Genomic DNA, 19,605 nt, shown 5'->3' on the forward strand with positions numbered 1-19,605 from the left:
GCCGGAGGCGATCCGATGGAACAGACTGCGTTGCGACCCAAGCCCATGCCTGGTCAGGGGCCCGGCGAAGGCGTCTCGTCCGACCCCGGCGCACGGCGTCCGCACGCCGCGCCCCGGCGCCGGGGCCGACGGCTCGCGACCCTGTGGTGCGCCCTGCTGGCCGGGCTGGTCCTGATCCTGTCCGGCGTCGGACTCGGCACCCTGGGCGCCACGGTGATCGGCATGAGCCGACTCGCCGAGCTCCAGCGGCAGACGGTGCACGGCACACCCGGAAGCCCGGGGACATCGGCCCCTGCGGCGTCCCCGGCCCCGGCCCCCGCGCCGACCCCGGCCGTCGTCGCGACCCTCGGCGTGGAGGCCGTGGACGCCGGGAAGCCGGGCGCCCTGGTCGTCGGCGTCCACGTCCCCGGGCCGGGATACACGGCCGGCCTGATCCGCGGCGACCTGCTCCTCGCGTTCGGCAAAACCCGCATCGACTCGGCCGCCGACCTCGCCCGCGCCGTCGCCGGGTCCCGCCCCGGCCGCGAGGTCACCCTGACGGTGCGCCACCGCAGCGGCGGCTACCAGCAACTGACGGTCGTCCCGGCAGTCGTCACCTGAGCGTCCCGCGCGCACCCGCGCGGAGTCCGCGAAGACCACTGGTGGCGTTCGTCCGGGAAAACCACTGGTGGCGTCCGGCCGGCAGGGCCACGATGGCCCCATGCTCACCACCCTCATCGCCTTCCTGGGAGCCTGCACCCTCGTCGCCGCCTCGCCCGGCCCGAGCACCGTGCTGATCATCAAGCAGTCGCTGCGGAGCAGGCGCTCCGGCTTCCTGACCGTGCTGGGCAACGAGACCGGCGTCTTCATCTGGGGAGTCGTCGCCGCGTTCGGCCTGACCGCGCTGCTGACGGCCTCCGAGGTGGCGTACGACGTGATCCGCGTCGTCGGCGCGGTCGTGCTCGTCGGCTTCGGCGTCCAGGCCCTGCGGCAGGCCCGGCGCGCCAAGGGCGCCGAGGACGGCGCATGGGAGGGCGCGCACCAGCGCGGCTGGGCCTCCTACCGGGGCGGGCTGCTGCTCAACCTCGCCAACCCCAAGGCGGCTGTCTTCGCCATGTCCTTCCTGCCGCAGTTCGTGCCGCAGGGCGCCCCGCACCTGCCGGCCATGGTCGGCCTCGCCGCGCTCTGGGCGCTCTACGAGGTCGGCTACTACGGCCTGTACGTCTGGTTCGTCGGCCGGCTGAAGTCCGTGCTGTCCCGCGCGGGCGTGCGCCGGCGCCTGGAACAGGTCTCCGGAGGCGTGCTGCTCCTCCTCGGCGTCCGTATGGCACTGGAGGGCTGAGCCGTGCCGGAGCAGTCGTCGGAAAGACCTGTCGATCGGCTCGCGCCGCCCTCTGCGGCCGGGCAGGATGCTGCCCGTAGTCCCTTCACGCGCCCAGGGAGGCCCGGATGACCGGCACCGCACCCGCGCCCTTCACCGCCGACGACTACCGGGCCCGCATGGAGCGTGCCGCGCGGGCGGCCGCCGACGCGGGCCTGGCCGGGCTCCTGGTGGCACCCGGCCCCGACCTGGTGTGGCTCACCGGCTACGCGCCCCCCGCCGAGACCGAGCGGCTCACCCTGCTGGTCCTCGTCCCCGGCCAGGACCCCGCCCTCGTCGTCCCCGCCCTGGAGGCCCCGGACGCCGCGAAGGCCGCCGGCGCCCCCGGCCTGACCCTGCGCGACTGGACCGACGGCAAGGACCCCTACGCCGCCACCGCCGCCCTCCTCGACGCGAGCGGCCGGTTCGGCATCAGTGACAACGCGTGGGCGATGCATCTGCTGGCCCTGCAGCGCGCGCTTCCCGGCACCTCGTACGCCTCCCTCACCGACGCCCTGCCGATGCTGCGCGCCGTCAAGGACGCCGCCGAGCTGGAGCTGTTGGCGGCCGCGGGTGCGGCCGCGGACGCGACGTTCGAGGAGATCCGGAAGGTTCCCTTCGGCGGCCGGCGCGAGTCCGAGGTCGCCGCCGACCTCGCCGGCCTGCTGCGCCGCTTCGGCCACTCCCAGGTCGACTTCACCATCGTCGCCTCCGGCCCCAACGGCGCCAATCCGCACCACGAGGTCGGCGACCGGCTGATCGAACGCGGCGACATGGTCGTCCTCGACTTCGGCGGCCTGAAGGACGGCTACGGCTCGGACACCTCCCGCACGGTCCACGTCGGCGAACCCACCGACGAGGAGCGCCGCGTCCACGACCTGGTCCGCGCGGCCCAGCAAGCGGGCTACGACGCCGTACGGCCCGGCGCCGCCTGCCAGGAGGTCGACCGGGCCGCCCGCGCGGTCATCGCGGACGCCGGATACGGCGAGTACTTCATCCACCGCACCGGGCACGGCATCGGCGTCACCACGCACGAGCCGCCGTACATGATCGAGGGCGAGGAGCAGCCCCTGGTGCCCGGCATGTGCTTCTCCGTGGAGCCCGGCGTCTATCTGCCCGGCCGCTTCGGAGTGCGCATCGAGGACATAGTGACGGTCACCGAGGACGGCGGCCGGCGCCTCAACGACACGACCCGCGAGCTGGTCATAGTCGACTGACCCGCCGACCGGACCCGGCGCAAGGAGCCCCCGTAGACCCCCGAGCGACAACGGCGCGACCATGACCCAGGCACCGACACCCACCGCGGACACCGTCCGCCGACTGGTCCGTTCCCTGCTCAAGGACGGCGTGGACGACTCGGCCGGACCCGAGGTCCGCCCCGCCGCCCCGGGCGCCGAACCCGCCACCTGGTGGGTCGGCACCCGCCATGTGCTGCGCCTCGCACCGGACCCCGAGGCCGCCGCCCGCCAGCGCCGCGAACTGCGCCTGCGCGACCTCGTCCGCCCGCACGTCCCGGTCGCGCTGCCGACGAGCGTCGCCTTCGGCGAGTGGGCGCCCGGGCTCACCTACACCCTCGACACCAAGGTGCCCGGCGGATCGGGCGACCGCTACGACGTCTCCGCGGTCGGCGAGGCCGACCTGGCCGGGGTGCTCACGGGGCTGCGCGAGGTCCCGGTACGGCAGGCCGAGACGCTCGGCGTGCCGCGCGCCGCGCCGCGCTCCCTGGAGGCCCTGCGCCGCGCCGCGGAACGCGCCGCCGCGCGCCTGGCCGACGCCGACGAGTTCGACGCCGCCCGGCTGCGCCAGCTCACCCAGTCGGCCGCGGTCCAGCTCGCCGCCCAGCCCGGCACCGCCGTCCTCGTCCACCACGGCCTCACCGGCGACCACCTGGTCGTCAGCGCCGACGGCCGGGTGCGCGGCGTCCTCGGCTGGGCCGACACCGTCCTCGGCGACCCGGCGGAGGACATCGCCGGACTCGCCCTCGCCGTCGGCTCCCCGGCCGCCGTCCGCGCGGCCACCCTCGCCGGCTACGGCGCCCGCCCCTGTCTGCGCGGCCTCTGGCTGGCCCGCTGCGACGCGGTCGTCCACCTCGCGGACCGCCTCGACGGCAAGGGCGAGACGTCCCTCCCGCTGCTCAGGGGACAGCTCCGGCACGCCTGGGAGGCGATCCTGCTGGAGCGCGTGACGGAGCTGAGGGAGGACGACGGGGAGGAAGAGCTCTAGGGCCCTCCTCGCAGCTCCCCTCCCTGTCACTCACGCCTGCAACAGCACCACACCCGACTCCCCGGGCACCTGCAGCACCCCGTCCGCCCCCGGCGCCTCCACGGGCTCCCACGCCGCCAGTACGGCCGCCTTGCGCGGCCCCAGCGGGATCGCCGCCGGCTCCTTGGCGAGGTTGACGGCCACCCGTACGTCGCCCCGCCGGAACGCGAGCCAGCGCTGCCGCTCGTCGAAGGCCACCTTGGTGTCGGCGAGGTCGGGGTCGGTCAGGTCGGGCTGCTCGTGGCGCAGGGCGATCAGCCGTCGGTACCAGGCGAGCACGCGCGCGTGGGGCTCGCCGTCGAGCTCGGACCAGTCGAGGCAGGAGCGCTCCCGGGTCGCCGGGTCCTGCGGGTCGGGCACGTCCTCCTCGGCCCAGCCGTGTGCCGCGAACTCCCGCCGTCTGCCGCGCCGTACCGCGTCGGCCAGCTCCGGATCGGTGTGGTCGGTGAAGAACTGCCAGGGCGTGCTCGCCGCCCACTCCTCGCCCATGAACAGCATCGGCGTGAAGGGCGCGGTCAGCGTCAGGGTCGCCGCGCAGGCCAGCAGACCGGGGGAGAGGGTGGCCGCGAGCCGGTCGCCCTGGGCCCGGTTGCCGACCTGGTCGTGGGTCTGGGCGTAGCCGAGGAGGCGGTGCGCCGCCACCCGCGTACGGTCCAGGGGGCGCCCATGGCCGCGGCCCCGGAAGCTGGAGTACGTGCCGTCGTGGAAGTAGCCGCCGGTCAGGGTCTTGGCGAGGCCCGCCAAGGGGGCGCGCGCGAAGTCGGCGTAGTAGCCCTGGGACTCGCCGGTCAGCGCGGTGTGCAGGGTGTGGTGGAAGTCGTCGTTCCACTGCGCGTGCAGACCCAGGCCGCCCTCCTCGCGCGCGGTGATGAGCCGGGGGTCGTTCAGGTCCGACTCGGCGATCAGGGACAGCGGCCGGCCGAGGTCGCCGGCGAGGGCGTCGACGGCCGTCGACAGCTCCTCCAGGAAGTGGCACGCGCGCGTGTCCTTCAGCGCGTGCACCGCGTCCAGGCGCAGCCCGTCGATCCGGTAGTCCCGCAGCCAGGCCAGCGCGCTCTGCACGAGATACGCGCGCACCTCGTCCGAGCCGGGCGCGTCCAGGTTGACGGCGGCGCCCCAGGGCGTCTGATGGGTGTCCGTGAGGTAGGGGCCGAAGAGCGGCAGGTAGTTCCCGGACGGGCCGAAGTGGTTGTGCACCACGTCGAGGACGACGCCCAGGCCCAGTTCATGCGCCCGGTCGACGAAGCGTTTCAGCGCCTCGGGCCCGCCGTACGGCTCGTGCACCGCCCACAGCGAGACCCCCTCATACCCCCAGCCGTGCCGCCCGGGGAAGGGGCTCAGGGGCATCAACTCAACGTGGGTGACGCCCAGTTCCGCGAGATGCCCGAGCCGCTCGGCGGCCGCGTCGAGGGTGCCCTCACGCGTGTACGTGCCGATGTGCAGCTCGTACAGGACCGCACCGGGCAGCGGCCTGCCCGCCCACTGCGTACGCCACTCATAGCTCCCGTGGTCCACGACCGCGCTCAGCCCGTCCGGGCCGTCCGGCTGCCGGCGCGAGCGCGGATCGGGCAGCACCGGGCCGTCGTCCAGCGCGAAGCCGTACCGTGTCCCGCCTTGCGCGTCCGCCTCCCCCCACCACCATCCCGCGCGATCGGGATCGCGCTCCAACGCGCGCGTGACGCCCTCGCAATGGAGCGTCACACGGTCGGCCTGCGGTGCCCACACCTCGAACTGCACGGACGGTTCCCCTTCGTCTGCTCACCGTGATGTAGCCCGTCCATGGTGCTTCAAACGAGATCAATCCGCTTTTGAATCTTCCGTTTTGCGGCGGGTGTCGCGGCGGGTTCCGTGGATCACGCGCGCGGGGCGGCCGTTTCCCCGTTTTCTGGACACCCGGGGTTCACTGACCGACAATCAGCACCGTGACGTCGTCTTTCGAGTTCAACACGTACCCCGCGCGGCTTTCCGACGCGGAGCGCGACAAGGCGCTGAAGGTGCTGCGTGACGGCGTCGCCATGGGACGGCTGTCGCACGACACCTTCGTACGCCGCATGGAGCTGGCCCTCGCCGCCCGCCGCGCCGACGAGCTCGCCGTGCTCACCGCGGACCTGCCCTCCGAGAGCAGGCTGTCGCGTCTGGTGTTCGGCACCGTAGAGGCGGTCTCCGGCTTCACCGTACGGCTGCGCAGGGCATGGCAGTCCGAGCGGCTGCCCAAGCTGCTGCTGCCGCACCCCGCGGCCGGGCATCCGCTGCGCATAGGGCGTGACCCCGCCAACGGGCTGCGGCTCACCCACGAGACGGTGTCCCGTGTGCACGCCGAGCTGAGCCACCAGGGCGGCCTGTGGGTCCTGCGCGACCTCGGCTCCACCAACGGCACCACGGTGAACGGCCGACGCGTCATCGGCGCCGTCGTGGTCCGCGAGGGCGACCAGGTCGGCTTCGGCCGGATGTCGTTCCGGCTCGCCACCGACTGAGCCGATCCCCGGTCCGCACACCGGCTCCAGGTGACGCGTCGCGGGAATCCCCTTTGCCTTTCGCGGTGTTGACGTAGTCGTCAACTCGTGACTGACTGTGCGTACACCATGCACACCAGGTGAACCGACGGCACCACATTGTGGAGGTGTGCCCTGCCGCCACTCCTCCGCTACCCGACCGTCGACGAGCTGGGCGCCCGGGCGGCCGCACTCGTCGCCCGCCGCCCCCGTGACACACGGCTGCGCCGCGTCGGGACGTCCCGCGCGGGCACGCCCCTGTGGCTGCTGTCCGTCGGCCACGGCAGCCGCCAGGCACTGGTCGTGGCCGGCCCGCACGCCAACGAGCCCGTGGGCGGCGGCACCGTACTGCGACTGGCCGAACGGGTGCTCGCCGACCCCCGTCTGCACGAGGGCGCCGACGCCACCTGGAACCTGCTGCTGTGCCTGGACCCCGACGGCCTGCGCCGCAACGAGGGCTGGCTGCGCGGCCCGTACCACCTCGGCGCCTACTTCCGGCAGTTCTTCCGCCCCGGCTTCCTGGAACAGCCCGAGTGGCTGCCCGACGGCGCCGACGCCGCCACCCTGCCCGAGACCCGCGCCCTGCTCGAACTCCAGGACGAACTGCGGCCCTTTCTCCAGTGCTCCCTGCACGGCGTCGACGTCGGCGGCGGATTCGTCGAGCTGACCCACGACCTGCCCGGCCTCGCCCAGCGCATCGCGCACTGCGCCGCCCGCCTCGGCATCCCGCGCGAACTCGGCCCCTACGACACCCTGTACTGGCCGGAGCTGGGACCCGCCGTCTACCGCATCCCCAGGCCCCGCCGGGGCGATCTGGCCGCCGCCATCACCGAGGCGGCCGTCGAGTCGACCTGGTTCCATCCGCACCGGCACGGCACGGTCACGGCGGTCGTCGAGGCCCCCATGTGGGGTGTGGCGGCGGTGGAGGACGGGGCGCCGCCCGCCGATGAGGAAACGGTCCTGCGCAGGGTGAGCCATGCCCTGCGCCACGACACCCGCCTGCTGGAACGCCTGCTGGAGCGGCTGCGCCCGCATCTTCCCGCCGGACCGGAGACGGCCCGGCTGCTCGCCCCGGTCGACGACTATTTACTGGTCTGCCCGGGGCTCGCCGACACCTGGGACCCCGACCTGGAGGACCCCGTCGGCGCACATCCCCTTCCCTCGCTCAGCACCGCCCATCTGGCCGCCCTGCGCATCGCCGGACGGCGCCTCGCCCTGCGGACGGCCGGGCTGCTGCACCAGCTCGTGACCGTCGCCGGGTGCGATCCGGCCGGGGTGCTGCCGGAGCTGGACCGGCTCCTCGACCAGTGGTGCGACGACTACCGCGACGGCTGCGGGGCGCGCTGGATACCGGTCGCGCGCCAGGTCGAGTACCAGTCCCGGGTGGTGCTCGCCGCGTTCGAACTCGCCGGGCGGCACACACCCGCACGCTCCCGTTCGGGTGAGTCGGGCTGGAATGCCGGGGCCGCCGTGCCGATACACCGGGAATGACGCGACGCATCACAGCGGTACGAGGCGGCCTGCTCGCGACGGCCGCCGCCCTCGCCCTCGGCGCGGCCACGCCCCCGGCCGCCGCGCAGGACCCCGGCAACTGGCTCTTGATCACGGTCACCCGCGGCGACGACCGCCACGGTGGGACGCCCCGCACCCTGCTGCTGTGCGATCCGCCGCGCGGCCACTCGAGGGCGGCCGAGGCCTGCGCCGACCTCGACAAGGTGGGCGGCGACATCAGCCGGCTCCGGCAGAAGGACGCCTTCTGCCCGATGATCTACGCGCCGGTGACCGCCCACGCGCGCGGGGAGTGGAACGGGCACCCGGTCGAGTACCGGGAGACGTTCTCGAACGGGTGCGGGATGACGGCACGGACGGGTGCGGTGTTCGCGGTGGACGGCTGACGCGATACTGCGCACGGCCCCACGGCCCCACGGCCCCACGGCCCCACGGCCCCACGGCCCCACGGCCCCACGGCCCCACGGCCCCACGGCTCCACGGCTCCACGGCACCGGCGGCACGCGCGCGTGCGGCGACCCGGCTCAGATCGCCCGCTCGCGCGCGTGCAGCGCCGCCGCGAGGACCGTGCGGGACTGGTGCTCGACCTGGTGCTCCAAGGGCACCCAGCGGGCGCGGAAGCGCTCGGCGAAGGCGTCGCTCCAGGTCGCCACGAGATGTTCCAGGCGCCGCGCCTCGCGGTCGTCGGCCTCCTGCAGCACGCGCAGCAGCATGGCCGCGGCCCGCAGCGGCAGCCGGCGCCCGAAGGCGTCCACGCTCCCGACGTACGCCATGGTGTCGTCGGCGGGCGGCGTGCGCATCCAGTCGGCGGCCAGCCCCGGCACCAGCTCCAGCGCCCACTTCGCGGACCGCAACAGCGGCCCGTCGACACCCTGCAGCCGGGGCAGCGCCTCGGTCAGCACCCGCTCCACCTCCAGCGCATCCCGCAGCAGCCGGCCGCCCAGCCGCCGCATCGCCCCGGCCGGGTCCGGATGCGGCGCCGGGTCGTCCACCAGATCGCTGGCCCACATCGGCACCTCGACGACCGCGGTCAGCCCGCCGTAGCGGTGCACATGGTGCCAGGTGCTGCTGCGCGCGTCGTCCGGCATGCTCGGATACGCCGCGCCCGCGCCCGGCGCCGGCATCACATGCACCCCGGGTCCGGCCGCGGGCCAGCCCGCCGCGTCCGAGGCGCCGGTCTCCACCGGGATGTGCAGCTGAGCCGCGGACTTCGCGAACGGCTCGGCGAGGCCGGGGACGTCCTTCGTCAACTGCACCCAACTGCCGCCCAGGTCGGTGCCGTGCAGGGTCACCTGGAGGTAGGGCCGCAGTTCGTCGATGACCCGGGTCAGCGTGCGCGTCTCGGGCGGCAGCCGGCCCGGGGGCAGCGTGGCCGGCGCCCACTCGGGCTGCTCGCAGGCGGCCGGCCGGAAGAAGCCGAGGTGGTAGTCGAGCAGACTGCGAGGCGCCGGCGTGACGTGCAGGCTCGCCCCGTCCGGGTCCGCGCACAGCAGGAAGTGCCAGGAGACGTCGGCCCGCAACTCCCTCTCGCGCAGCACCCGCTCGGCGACGGCGAGGAGGGTGCAACCGCCCGTCGGCTCGTTGGAGTGCGCGCCCGCGACCACCATCACCGCGCGCCTGGCATGGCCGATGGACAGCAGGTGCAGGGGTCTGCCCGCCCGGGAGGCCCCCACCTGTCTCAGCGAGCACAGACCGGGTCGGTGGGCGGCCAGTGCGCGGGCGGACAGCTCCAGTTCGGCAAGGGTGGGGTAGCGCAGCTCCGGCAGGAGACTCACCCCCGTCACGTCCGCCCGGCTTCGCAATCCGCAGTACCGCACGGTCCCGTTGACGTGTCAAGGATTTCATGGGGGAGGCTCCCGGGGGCGCCCCGTTGCGTTCACCGCCGGCAGACCGGGGCGTTCGGCCTCGGCGGGCGCGGTGGGCCGTCCTGCCGGACCGCTGCCCACCGTTGGCCTGCCCACATGGACGCCGGGAGCGCGGGGTGCGACCGAAAGCCGTCGGGCAACACCACACACCCGCCGCCGCCCCCGGCTCCCCGGAGCGTGCGCGGGCCCGAGCCGGGCGTGGACGCGATCCCACGGCGCGTAACGAAGCCGTACGGTCGACAGCGCGCTCTCAGCTCACGTCGTCGCCTCCCCGCCGACCCGCTCCAGCAGCGCGACCGGCAGCCGAGCGAACAACTCCTCCACACGCGCGTGCCCGCTGAACTCCCGCTCCGGATCGAGCACATCCGCCCACCGCCCCGGCGGCAGCGCCAGCAGCGTCCCGCGCCAGCCACCGGCCCGCGCCAGCCGCAGCGACAGCCGCGTCACGGCGGTGACCACCTCACCGGACCGCGCGAAGGCCACACAGTGGGCGGCCGCGGGACCCTCGGCGTTCAGGGGCGCATACGACGCCGAGTCACCGAACACCTCGGGGCGGCGCCTGCGCAGCCGCAGAGCCGCTCGCGTCACCGCGGCCTTCTCGCCCGGGTCCTCGTGCGGGAACGCCACGGCCCGGCGGTTGTCCGGGTCCACCAGCGCCCGGTACTCGCCCTCCGTGCCCTGATAGACGTCCGGCACGCCCGGCATGGTGAGCTGAGTGAGGGCCATGCCCAGCACGTTCGCCCGGATGTGCGGCTCCAGAGCGCTCCGGAGGGCTGCCACGCGCCCGCCCGGCACCCCGCACGGCCCCGCGGCGACGAACGCGGCCACCGCCTCCTCGTACGGTGGCTCCTGCTCGGTCCAGCTCGTGAACAGACCGGCCTCGCGCACATGCTTCAGCAGCGCCCCCTGAACGCGCTCGGCGTCCGCCTCGCCCAGCGCGAACACCGTCTGCCAGGCGGCCCACGCGAGCTGCGCGTCCGGTACGCCCTCGCCGTCGCGGGTCACCTCGGTCAGGACGTCGGCCCAGCGCTCCGGGCACTCGGTGAGCACGGCGAGCGCGGCCCGTACGTCGGCGCTGCGCTTGGTGTCGTGCGTCGAGGCGACCGTCCCGGTCACCGGCCAGTCGCGCTGCACGCGCGCGCAGTACGCGTGGAAGCCGTCGGCACAGACGGCCGGGCTGCCCGGGTTCTGGCCCACCTCGGTCGCCGACAGCAGCGGCACATAGCGGTAGAACGCCGTGTCCTCCACGGACTTGGCCCGCAGCGCCGACGCCGTCTGCGCGAACCGCGTCCGGAACTCTGCGAGGGCCGGACCGCCGCCGGCCCGACCGAGCACCAGGTCGCGTACGACGCCGACCGCGCCGGCCTCCTCGGGTACGACGAACGCGAGCCGGGCCTCGGCCGCGGCCTCCTCGGTGACTACGCGGGCCGCGTCCTCGGAGGCGTACGGCCGGTAGACCTCAAGGCGCACGAGGAGTTCCTGGAGCGCGGTGCGCAGCGCCCAGGGCGCGCGGTCGCGCAGCGCGGGCTCCGGCGAGGTGGCGCACACCCGGCTCGCCGTCCGCGTCAGCCGCTCGATCTCCGTGGCCAGCTCGTGGGTGAGCACCTTGTACGCCGCCCGCCTGACCGTCGCGTCCCAGTCGCCGCCCCGGTCCGTCTGCGGGGCCGCGAACCGCCGGTACTGGCCGAGGAGCTCCCCGAACCCTGCCGGGTCGGTGAACAGGCCGTCGACATGGCGCAGGGCGTCGTAGCCGGTGGTGCCGGCGACGGGCCAGGAGGCCGGCAGCCGCTCGCCGTCCGACAGGATCTTCTCCACGACCGTCCAGCGCCCGCCGGTCGCCTCGTGCAGGCTGCGGAGATAGCCGTCGGGGTCGGCGAGGCCGTCGGGATGGTCGACGCGCAGCCCGTCGATCACGCCCTCGTGGAGCAACTGGAGGATCTTGGCGTGGGTGGCCTCGAACACCTCCGGGTCCTCCACCCGTACGCCGATCAGCTCCGAGATGCTGAAGAACCGCCGGTAGTTGAGTTCCGTACGGGCCAGCCGCCACCACACGGGCCGGTACCACTGCGCGTCCAGGAGCTGCGGCAGCGGCAGTTCCTCGGTGCCCTCGCGCAGCGGGAACACATGGTCGTAGTAGCGCAGGACGTCGCCGTCCACCGCCAGTCGGTCGAGCTCGTCGCCCAGCGGGTGCCCCAGCACCGGCAGCAGCACCTGGCCGCCCTGCGCCTCCCAGTCGATGTCGAACCAGCGCGCGTACGGCGACTTGGGGCCCTCGCGCAGCACCTCCCACAGGGCGCGGTTGTGGCGCGGGGCCATGGCCATGTGGTTCGGGACGATGTCCACCACCAGGCCGAGACCGTGCTCCCGCGCGGTGCGCGCCAGTGCGCGCAGCCCCTCCTCGCCGCCCAGTTCCTCGCGCACGCGCGCGTGGTCGACGACGTCGTAGCCGTGCCCCGAGCCCGGGACCGCCTCCAGGACGGGGGACAGATGCAGATGCGAGACGCCGAGCGAGGCCAGGTACGGCACGGCCGCCGCCGCGGACCCGAACGGGAACGCGGGCTGGAGCTGCAGCCGGTAGGTGGCGGTCGGCACCGTCGGGTCAGGTCGCTCAGCTGTCATGCAAACCTACGTACCCGCCCAGCCGCCCTTCGTGTCACCGCCCCCGCCACGTGGTCCCACGCGCGCGCCCGACTCCGATCGATGAGGGCCGCGCCGCCTGCGTGGCTTGTCGGGGTGGTGGTGGGTTCTGCGTCCTGCGTGGCTTGTCGGGGTGGTGGTGGGTCCTGCTCCTGCGTGGCTTGTCGGCTGTGATGACGGGTCCCGCCTCCCGCGTGGCTCGCCGAGGCGATCGCGCTCGCGACGGGCCCGCTGGTCGGCGGGCAAGGCGTCGGCGGTCGTCGGGACGGGCCGCCGCGGCGAGGCGTACGGCCCTCTCCGCGGCCTTCGGGGCGGCGAGGCTCGACGCGGCACTCGCGTGCATCCTCGCACTGACGGCGCGCCCGGAGCCGTACACCGGGCGCACCACTGAAAGCGTCCGCCACGCGCGCGTCCCCGACGAACAGACCGCGCGGACGGTGCTGAAGCGGCCGAGCACACCCTTCCAACGGGGCTGTGCCGCACCCCTGGAGCTCGCCCGGCCACCGATCGCCCGCCGCCGGCGTGCCGGCAGCACCCCCCGGTACCCGGCCCCCGCCACGGAGCGCCGGAGCGCGCGAGCACCGAGGCGACACCCTTCCAACCCGGCCGAGCGCAGCCCTTCACCCGCCAAGCACTCCCTATACCGGCCGTTGCAGCACCGTCAGGCTTCGGTCCAGCAGGGTCAGTCGCTCTCCGGCCGTCACCTTCGGGCCCTCGCCGGGCGGTACGCCGTCCGGGTGGGCCGTGTCGACCACCACCTGCCAGCGGCGTCCGTGGTTGACCGGCACCACGAAGTCCAGCGTTCGCGGCGAGGCGTTGAACATCAGGAGGAAGGAGTCGTCGGTGATGCGCTCCCCGCGTGTGCCGGGCTCGGAGATCGCGTTGCCGTTGAGGAACACGGTCAGCGCCGACGCCCGCGCCGAGTCCCAGTCCTGCCGGGTCATCTCCCGTCCCTCCGGAGTGAACCAGGCGATGTCGGAGAGGTCGTCGTGGGTGCCCTCCACGGGACGGCCGTGGAAGAAGCGGCGTCTGCGGAAGACGGGGTGGTCCTTGCGCAGCCACACCATCGCGCGCGTGAAGGCCGCGAGCCCGCTGTCGTCCTCGTCGGAGGCTGACCAGTGGACCCAGGCCAGCTCGTTGTCCTGGCAGTACGCGTTGTTGTTGCCGCGCTGTGTGCGCGCGAACTCGTCGCCGTGGCTGATCATCGGCACGCCCTGGGACAGCATCAGCGTGGCGATGAAGTTCCGCATCTGGCGGCCGCGCAGCTCCAGGACGGCCGGATCGTCGCTCTCGCCCTCCGCGCCGCAGTTCCAGGACCGGTTGTGACTCTCGCCGTCACGGTTGTCCTCGCCGTTGGCGTGGTTGTGCTTGTCGTTGTACGACACCAGGTCGTGCAGCGTGAACCCGTCGTGGCAGGTCACGAAGTTGATGGAGGCCAGCGGGCGCCGCCCGTCGTCCTGGTACAGGTCGGACGAGCCCGTCAGCCGCCCCGCGAACTCCGCGAGCGCCCGCGGCTCGCCCCGCCACAGGTCCCGCACGGTGTCGCGGTACTTGCCGTTCCACTCGGTCCACAGCGGCGGGAAGTTGCCCACCTGGTAACCGCCCTCGCCGACATCCCACGGCTCCGCGATCAGCTTCACCTGGGAGACCACCGGGTCCTGCTGCACCAGGTCGAAGAACGACGACAGCCGGTCCACCTCGTGGAACTGCCTGGCCAGGGTGGCCGCGAGGTCGAAGCGGAAGCCGTCGACGTGCATCTCGGTGACCCAGTAGCGCAGCGAGTCCATGATCAGTTGCAGGACGTGCGGGGACCGCATGAGAAGCGAGTTCCCGGTCCCGGTGGTGTCCATGTAGTAGCGCGGATCGTCCGTCAGCCGGTAGTACCGCGGGTTGTCCAGGCCCTTGAAGGACAGCGTGGGGCCCAGGTGGTTGCCCTCGGCGGTGTGGTTGTAGACCACGTCCAGGATGACCTCGATACCGGCCTCGTGCAGCGCCCGCACCGCCGACTTGAACTCCAGCACCTGCTGGCCGCGGTCGCCCCAGGAGGCGTAGGCGTTGTGCGGGGAGAAGAAGCCGATCGTGTTGTAGCCCCAGTAGTTGTTCAGGCCCATGTCGACCAGGCGGTGGTCGTTGACGAACTGATGGACCGGCATCAGCTCCAGGGCCGTCACGCCCAGCTCGGTGAGGTGCTCGATGACCGCCGGGTGCGCCAGGGCGGCGTAGGTGCCGCGCAGCTCCTCCGGGAGCCCGGGGTGCAGCATGGTCAGGCCCTTCACATGGGCCTCGTAGATCACGGTGTGGTGGTACTCGGTGCGCGGGCGGCGGTCGTCGCCCCAGTCGAAGTACGGGTTGACCACGACCGACGACATGGTGTGCGGCGCCGAGTCGAGGTCGTTGCGCCGCCCGGGTTCGTCGAAGTGGTAGCCGTACACCTCCTCGCCCCAGCGGATCGAGCCGCTGATCGCCTTGGCGTACGGGTCGAGCAGCAGCTTCGCTGAGTTGCAGCGCAGCCCGCGCTCCGGGGCGTAGGGGCCGTGCACCCGGAAGCCGTACCGCTGCCCCGGCATGACGCCCGGCACGTACGCGTGCCGCACGAAGGCGTCGCTCTCGCGCAGTTCCACCGCCGTCTCCGAGCCGTCGTCGTGCAGCAGACACAGCTCTACTCGGTCCGCGGCCTCCGTGAAGACCGCGAAATTGGTGCCGGCGCCGTCGTAGGTGGCACCGAGTGGATATGCCTCTCCAGGCCAGACCTGCATGGACACGACTCTTTCAGCTCGAGCGCGCCGTGGGGGGCGCCTTGGCGTCGAGTCTCCCCGAAAGTGATGGAACCACCTATGACTTACGTCCCTCTTACCGGGCGACCAGTGCAGACCCAGGTACGCCAGTCAACGCCAGCTATGGGTGTACCGGTGGGACCCGACACGTACTCCCGGGGCATACGGGGAGTAGGGGGGAAGATGTGCGCAAGATAGTGCACCGCCATCTGGGCAAGGTGGTGGCAGGTGCGGCCATCGCGGTGGCCGGAACAGCCGTCATGGTCGGGATCACCCTGCCGGGGACGGCGGGGGCCGACGACACGGGAGGGAATGCCGGTAATCCGTCCGCCCAGCAGGCGGCCCAGGGGCAGGAAGCCGGCGCGGTGCCGCCGGGTGTCGTCGAGCAGGCCCCGACCGAGGGTGACAAGGGCGCGGGCAAGGACCCGCTGACCGACGACGAGATGGACCGGGCCGCCCGGCTCGCGGCGAACCCGCAGTCGCGCAACGCCGGCGAGGACGTGGACGGCGACCGCGGCCCGGAGCGCATCGGCGTCGACCTCGCCGAGCCGGAGGCCGACGAGCCGGCCCGGGCGGGCGCGGCGCGCCGGGCCGAGGTGACGTTCTACGACTACAAGGCCGACGCGCTGATCACCCGGACCGTCAACCTCGACACCGGGAAGGTCGAGCAGACCGTCACCGAGCACGGCGTCCAGCCGCCGCTGAGCCGCGCCGAGTACGCCGAGGCGGCCGAGCTGCTGATCGCCGACCCGCTGGGCGCGGGCATGAAGGCGGACTACAAGGACGCCACCGACAAGGAGCTGACCTCCCCGGACCAGCTCCTGCTCAACGGCGCCGTGTACCGGGCCGCTCCGGGCGCCCAGCCCGCCGTACTCGACAAGTGCGGCGAACACCGGTGCGTGCGACTGTTCCCGAAGATCAAGAACGGGCCCTGGATCGACGCCCGGTCCTTCGTGGTCGACCTGAGCGCCCGCAAGGTCGCCAAGCTCGACCTGCGCTGAGCCGCACTCGGTTCACTTTTCCAACTCGCACTCCACGTACCTGCATCTCACGTACGTGCACCTCACGTACCTGCACCTCCTGTAAAGGAGTCACTTCTTCATGCGCGTCAACAGAATGAGCCGCGCCCGCAAGGGCGCTGCCGTCGGTCTGTCCGTGGCCGCCCTGGCCGCCGGCGCGACGACCGGCGCGGGCCCCGCCTCCGCCCAGCCGGAGGCCGCCCCGGCGCCGGCCGCCCAGTGCAGCGCGGCCTACCGCATCGAGCAGAAGCTCACCGGCGGCACGACCTGGCGGATGTGCTGGCGCTACGACAGCAAGGCCGGGCTGGTCCTGGAGAACATCTCCTACCAGCCCAAGGGCGAGCCCAAGCCGATCAAGGTCCTCAACAGCGCGAGGCTCGGCCAGATCCATGTCCCGTACGACGACGGAAGCGTCGAGTACGACGACCTGACGGGCTTCGGCTTCGCCCAGGGCCTGATGAACCTCGCCCCCGGCGAGTGCCCCGGCGGCACCATCAAGACCGTCAAGGTCCCGGAGTCCTGGGACCCGGCGAACGAGAACGTCAAGGGCCTGTGCACCACCACCCGCGCGCGTGGGCACGCCTACCGCATGCAGGGCGACACGGCGAACAAGGTCTACCAGGCCCAGAGCAAGGACCTGCTCGTCTACACGGTCAACCAGGTCGGCTGGTACGAGTACATGACCGAGTGGCGCTTCCAGGACGACGGCACGGTCACCATGAACGTCGGAGCCACCGGCAGCCTCTCGTTCGACGACTACGACGCCGGTGACGGCCGCGGCTGGCCCATCGGCAAGGGCAACCGGGCCAAGGCCACCAGCCACAGCCACAACGTCTTCTGGCGCCTCGACTTCGCCCTGGACGGCTCCACCAAGAACCGGGTCGAGCAGTACGACTCCACCGTGACCGCGCCCGGCGCCGGCGACCAGGCCGCGAAGATCAAGACCACCCGCACCAAGGTCACCAAGGAACGCACCGGCGACGCCAAGGCCTACCGCTGGTGGCGCGTGGTCAGCGCGACCGGCAAGAACAAGGACGGCCACGCGCGCTCGTACGAGATCGTCCCCGGCGCCGGCACCAAGTACCCGGGACGCAGCTACACCAAGCACGACATGTACTTCACCCAGTACAAGAAGTGCGAGAAGTTCGCCACGCACAACCCCGGCTGCGGCAACGGCCACCCCAAGAGCGTCGACAAATGGGTCGGTGGCCAGCGGCTCACCCACCCGATCGCCTGGGTGAACGTGGGCTTCCACCACATCGCCCGGGACGAGGACCAGCAGCCCATGCCGGTCCACTGGCAGGGATTCTCCATCGTCCCGCGGGACGTGACGGCTATGAATCCGCTCACTCCGAGCGAGCTCGCCTGGCAGAACGGCCACTGGCGGCCTCGCGGTTGAGAAACGACCCTGTCCATCCGGCTGCACCCCCGCCCGCTCCCGGAGTACCCTTCCTTGATCGTTGGGACGGGGATGCTCGGGGGAGCGGAAGGCGGTGCGCGGGTGGGCTCGGGAGGGCTGGAGCTGCCCCCTGGTGACGAGGGTCACGAGGGGAACTCCACAGACGTCCCACCCGGCACGGTGTCCCTGGCCCGGCCGATGGAGACCAGCACCATCGGCCCGGAGCTGGACTGGGACACCGACGCCTGGCGCGAGGTGCGTACCCGCGCCCGGCGGGCCGGCCGGGCCTATATCTGGCTGAACCTCGTCGAACAGCGGCTGCGCGCGGTCGTGGCCGCTGTTCTGCGCCCCATCTACGAACCCGTCCACGGCGACGACTGGGTGGTCGCGGCCGCCGGACCGGCCGGCCAGGAGTGGGTGCAGCGCGCGGTCGCCGTACGCGAAGTCAGCCGCCGCAAGGGCTACTTGCTGGACCCGGCCGACGACAACGTCCTCAGCTTCCTGACGCTGCCGCAACTGCGCGAGCTGATGGTGCAGCACTGGCCGTGCTTCGAGCCCTACGTCGACGACCGCCGGGACGTCGAACTCGCCCTGGACGAACTCGAAGTGACCCGGAACGTCGTCTCGCGCAACCGGGCGTTGTCCGAGGCGGTCCTCAGCCAGGCCGAGCGGGCCTCCGCACGACTGCTGGAGACCCTCGGCTCGAGCGGTGACGTGCCGTCGGCGCGCCGGCTGCCCATCGACGCGGTCGAGGACCTGGTCGGCGACCGCTACGCCGACGTGGTCGCGGTGCACCCCGACCGGGTGCGGCTGCTGCGCCAGTTCCCGGCCGAGGACATCTTCGGCGGCGCCCGCCGGGTCGACGCCATCGGCATCGGCCTCAACCTGCTCGTGCAGAACTTCTCCGGGCGCCGCCTGGTGCGCCTCGCCGAGGCCGGCTGCCGGGTGCGGCTGCTGTTCCTGAACCCGGCCTCCAGCGCGGTCAAGCGGCGCGAGCGCGAACTGGGCATCAAGCGGGGCGAGCTGAGCCGGTCCGTCGAGATGAACATCCTGCACATGCGCCGGGTGCGCTCCCGGCTGCGCGACCCGGGCGCCTTCGAGATCCAGGTCTTCGACGAGACGCCCCGCTTCACCGCGTACCTCGTGGACGGCGACGGCTCCGACGGCGTCGCGATCGTACAGACCTATCTGCGGCGGACGCGCGGGCTGGAGGCGCCGGTGCTGGTGCTGCGCAACGGCGGCAGGGTGGTCAAGTCGGACGAGATCGACGAGAGCGGACTCTTCCCCACGTACCGCGAGGAGTTCGAACTGATGTGGGCGGATTCGCGACCGGTGTCCTGAACTGTCCGGCCGTCGCGAGCCGTCCGGCACGTAAGCGGAATGCGGTCCTCTGATTGTCAGTGGCACATGGGAAGGTGGAGACCACTGGGGGAACGCACCACCAAGAAGGGGGACCGCCCATGGGCTGGCACCGTGAGCTGCTGATCGGCTTCGACCTGGAGACGACCGGTACGGATCCGCGTGAGGCGCGCATCGTCACCGGGGCCGTGATCGAGGTCAGGGACGGGCAGCCCATAGGGCACAAGGAGTGGCTGGCGGATCCGGGCGTTCAGATCCCGGCCGACGCGGTCGCGGTCCACGGCATCAGCAATGAGCGCGCGGCCGCGGAGGGCCGGCCGGCCGAACAGGTGGCGGACGCCATCGCGGACGTCCTGGCCGCCTACTGGAAGACGGGTGTGCCGGTCGTCGCCTACAACGCGGCCTTCGACCTGAGCCTGCTCTCCGCCGAACTGCGGCGCTACGGACTGCCGTCCCTGCGCGACCGCCTGGGCGGCATCGACCCCGCCCCAGTCATCGACCCGTACACCATCGACCGCTGGGTCGACCGCTACCGTCGCGGCAAGCGCAACCTCGAAGCGGTCTGCCGGGAGTACGGCATCGCCCTCGACTCCGCCCACGACGCCTCAGCCGACGCCCTCGCCGCGGCCCGCCTGGCCGGCGCGATAGCCGACCGCCACCCCAAGATCGCGGCCCTCGGCCCGGCGGAACTGCACCGCCGCCAGATCGAGTGGTACGCGCAGTGGGCGGCGGACTTCCAGAACTTCCTGCGCCGCAAAGGCGACGCGACAGCGGTGGTCGACGGGACGTGGCCGCTCAGGGAGCCGGCGGGGGAGACGGTGACGGGGGAGGCCGTGGCGGGTGAGACGGTCTGAGGGTCGGTGTCGGGGGAGGCTGTGGGTCAGGCGTCTGAGGCCTGGTGATCGGAGGGGCGCGGTGGGCGAGGCGGTCTGAGGCCCGGTGTCGGGGGA

The 19,605-nt window shown here is 72.9% G+C and carries 15 protein-coding genes; 11 read left to right on the top strand and 4 right to left on the bottom strand.

Annotated features, from left to right (window positions below; all coding sequences use genetic code 11):
- Positions 1-15: 15 nt before the first annotated feature.
- From ACP4J3_RS42855 to ACP4J3_RS42870, 4 genes are all read left to right on the top strand, one after another.
- Positions 16-600 carry a PDZ domain-containing protein gene (locus ACP4J3_RS42855; RefSeq protein ID WP_426542291.1) on the top strand — a complete coding sequence of 195 codons (585 nt, stop codon included), beginning with the start codon at positions 16-18 and terminating at the stop codon, positions 598-600.
- A gap of 100 nt (positions 601-700) precedes the next feature.
- The gene (locus ACP4J3_RS42860; RefSeq protein ID WP_426542293.1) at positions 701-1,321 is read left to right on the top strand and encodes a LysE family translocator; all 621 of its coding nucleotides are present in this window, start codon (positions 701-703) and stop codon (positions 1,319-1,321) included.
- 107 nt (positions 1,322-1,428) lie between these two features.
- Positions 1,429-2,556 carry a M24 family metallopeptidase gene (locus tag ACP4J3_RS42865; RefSeq protein ID WP_426542295.1) on the top strand — a complete coding sequence of 376 codons (1,128 nt, stop codon included), beginning with the start codon at positions 1,429-1,431 and terminating at the stop codon, positions 2,554-2,556.
- A gap of 61 nt (positions 2,557-2,617) precedes the next feature.
- The gene (locus ACP4J3_RS42870) at positions 2,618-3,562 is read left to right on the top strand and encodes an aminoglycoside phosphotransferase family protein (protein ID WP_426542297.1); all 945 of its coding nucleotides are present in this window, start codon (positions 2,618-2,620) and stop codon (positions 3,560-3,562) included.
- Positions 3,563-3,592: 30 nt separating this feature from the next.
- On the opposite strand, the gene treZ is transcribed toward ACP4J3_RS42870, so the two are convergent.
- Positions 3,593-5,338 carry a malto-oligosyltrehalose trehalohydrolase gene (treZ, locus tag ACP4J3_RS42875; protein ID WP_426542299.1) on the bottom strand — a complete coding sequence of 582 codons (1,746 nt, stop codon included), beginning with the start codon at positions 5,336-5,338 and terminating at the stop codon, positions 3,593-3,595.
- A 185-nt stretch (positions 5,339-5,523) separates the two neighbouring features.
- On the opposite strand from treZ, the gene ACP4J3_RS42880 reads away from it, so the two are divergent.
- The 3 genes from ACP4J3_RS42880 to ACP4J3_RS42890 all read left to right on the top strand — a co-directional run bounded on the left by ACP4J3_RS42880 (position 5,524) and on the right by ACP4J3_RS42890 (position 7,988).
- Entirely contained in the window at positions 5,524-6,075 is a 552-nt protein-coding gene (locus tag ACP4J3_RS42880; RefSeq protein ID WP_426542301.1) for an FHA domain-containing protein, read from the top strand.
- Positions 6,076-6,213: 138 nt separating this feature from the next.
- A complete protein-coding gene (locus ACP4J3_RS42885; protein ID WP_426542303.1) occupies positions 6,214-7,584 on the top strand; it encodes a M14 family zinc carboxypeptidase in 1,371 nt (456 codons plus the stop codon).
- A complete protein-coding gene (locus ACP4J3_RS42890; RefSeq protein ID WP_426542305.1) occupies positions 7,581-7,988 on the top strand; it encodes an SSI family serine proteinase inhibitor in 408 nt (135 codons plus the stop codon). Before ACP4J3_RS42885 ends, ACP4J3_RS42890 begins: the two co-directional genes overlap by 4 nt.
- Before the next feature lie 138 nt (positions 7,989-8,126).
- Here ACP4J3_RS42890 and ACP4J3_RS42895 read toward each other — a convergent pair whose 3' ends face one another.
- From ACP4J3_RS42895 to glgX, 3 genes are all read right to left on the bottom strand, one after another.
- Positions 8,127-9,377, bottom strand: a complete 1,251-nt coding sequence (locus tag ACP4J3_RS42895; protein WP_426542307.1) for a M14 family zinc carboxypeptidase — start codon at positions 9,375-9,377, stop codon at positions 8,127-8,129.
- 345 nt (positions 9,378-9,722) lie between these two features.
- Positions 9,723-12,086, bottom strand: a complete 2,364-nt coding sequence (treY, locus tag ACP4J3_RS42900; protein ID WP_426542309.1) for a malto-oligosyltrehalose synthase — start codon at positions 12,084-12,086, stop codon at positions 9,723-9,725.
- Between the two features lie 656 nt (positions 12,087-12,742).
- Positions 12,743-14,860 (bottom strand): glycogen debranching protein GlgX, encoded by a 2,118-nt coding sequence (glgX, locus tag ACP4J3_RS42905; RefSeq protein WP_426542311.1) that lies wholly within the window; start codon positions 14,858-14,860, stop codon positions 12,743-12,745.
- A gap of 203 nt (positions 14,861-15,063) precedes the next feature.
- Here glgX and ACP4J3_RS42910 point away from each other — a divergent pair, with 203 nt between their 5' ends.
- The 4 genes from ACP4J3_RS42910 (at position 15,064) to ACP4J3_RS42925 (ending at position 19,509) form a co-directional block, all read left to right on the top strand.
- Positions 15,064-15,879: a Tat pathway signal sequence domain protein gene (locus ACP4J3_RS42910; protein ID WP_426542313.1), complete on the top strand. Its 816-nt coding sequence runs from the start codon at positions 15,064-15,066 to the stop codon at positions 15,877-15,879.
- Positions 15,880-15,979: 100 nt separating this feature from the next.
- Positions 15,980-17,296: a copper amine oxidase gene (locus ACP4J3_RS42915; RefSeq protein WP_426542315.1), complete on the top strand. Its 1,317-nt coding sequence runs from the start codon at positions 15,980-15,982 to the stop codon at positions 17,294-17,296.
- 72 nt (positions 17,297-17,368) lie between these two features.
- Complete coding sequence (locus tag ACP4J3_RS42920) at positions 17,369-18,637, top strand: SAV2148 family HEPN domain-containing protein (protein WP_426542329.1); 1,269 nt, start codon at positions 17,369-17,371, stop codon at positions 18,635-18,637.
- Positions 18,638-18,756: 119 nt separating this feature from the next.
- A complete protein-coding gene (locus tag ACP4J3_RS42925; protein ID WP_426542317.1) occupies positions 18,757-19,509 on the top strand; it encodes a 3'-5' exonuclease in 753 nt (250 codons plus the stop codon).
- Positions 19,510-19,605: the final 96 nt, after the last annotated feature.

The organism is Streptomyces sp. UG1, assembly GCF_049974585.1.
In the GTDB taxonomy this organism is placed as follows: Bacteria; Actinomycetota; Actinomycetes; order Streptomycetales; family Streptomycetaceae; genus Streptomyces.

Excerpts from the sequence above, each read along its gene's own strand:
- ACP4J3_RS42855 (WP_426542291.1), top strand. The coding sequence starts at position 16 with ATGGAACAGACTGCGTTGCGACCCAAGCCCATGCCTGGTCAGGGGCCC.
- ACP4J3_RS42860 (WP_426542293.1), top strand. The coding sequence starts at position 701 with ATGCTCACCACCCTCATCGCCTTCCTGGGAGCCTGCACCCTCGTCGCC.
- ACP4J3_RS42865 (WP_426542295.1), top strand. The coding sequence starts at position 1,429 with ATGACCGGCACCGCACCCGCGCCCTTCACCGCCGACGACTACCGGGCC.
- ACP4J3_RS42870 (WP_426542297.1), top strand. The coding sequence starts at position 2,618 with ATGACCCAGGCACCGACACCCACCGCGGACACCGTCCGCCGACTGGTC.
- ACP4J3_RS42890 (WP_426542305.1), top strand. The coding sequence starts at position 7,581 with ATGACGCGACGCATCACAGCGGTACGAGGCGGCCTGCTCGCGACGGCC.
- treY (WP_426542309.1), bottom strand. The coding sequence starts at position 12,086 with ATGACAGCTGAGCGACCTGACCCGACGGTGCCGACCGCCACCTACCGG.
- glgX (WP_426542311.1), bottom strand. The coding sequence starts at position 14,860 with ATGCAGGTCTGGCCTGGAGAGGCATATCCACTCGGTGCCACCTACGAC.
- ACP4J3_RS42915 (WP_426542315.1), top strand. The coding sequence starts at position 15,980 with ATGCGCGTCAACAGAATGAGCCGCGCCCGCAAGGGCGCTGCCGTCGGT.
- ACP4J3_RS42920 (WP_426542329.1), top strand. The coding sequence starts at position 17,369 with ATGCTCGGGGGAGCGGAAGGCGGTGCGCGGGTGGGCTCGGGAGGGCTG.
- ACP4J3_RS42925 (WP_426542317.1), top strand. The coding sequence starts at position 18,757 with ATGGGCTGGCACCGTGAGCTGCTGATCGGCTTCGACCTGGAGACGACC.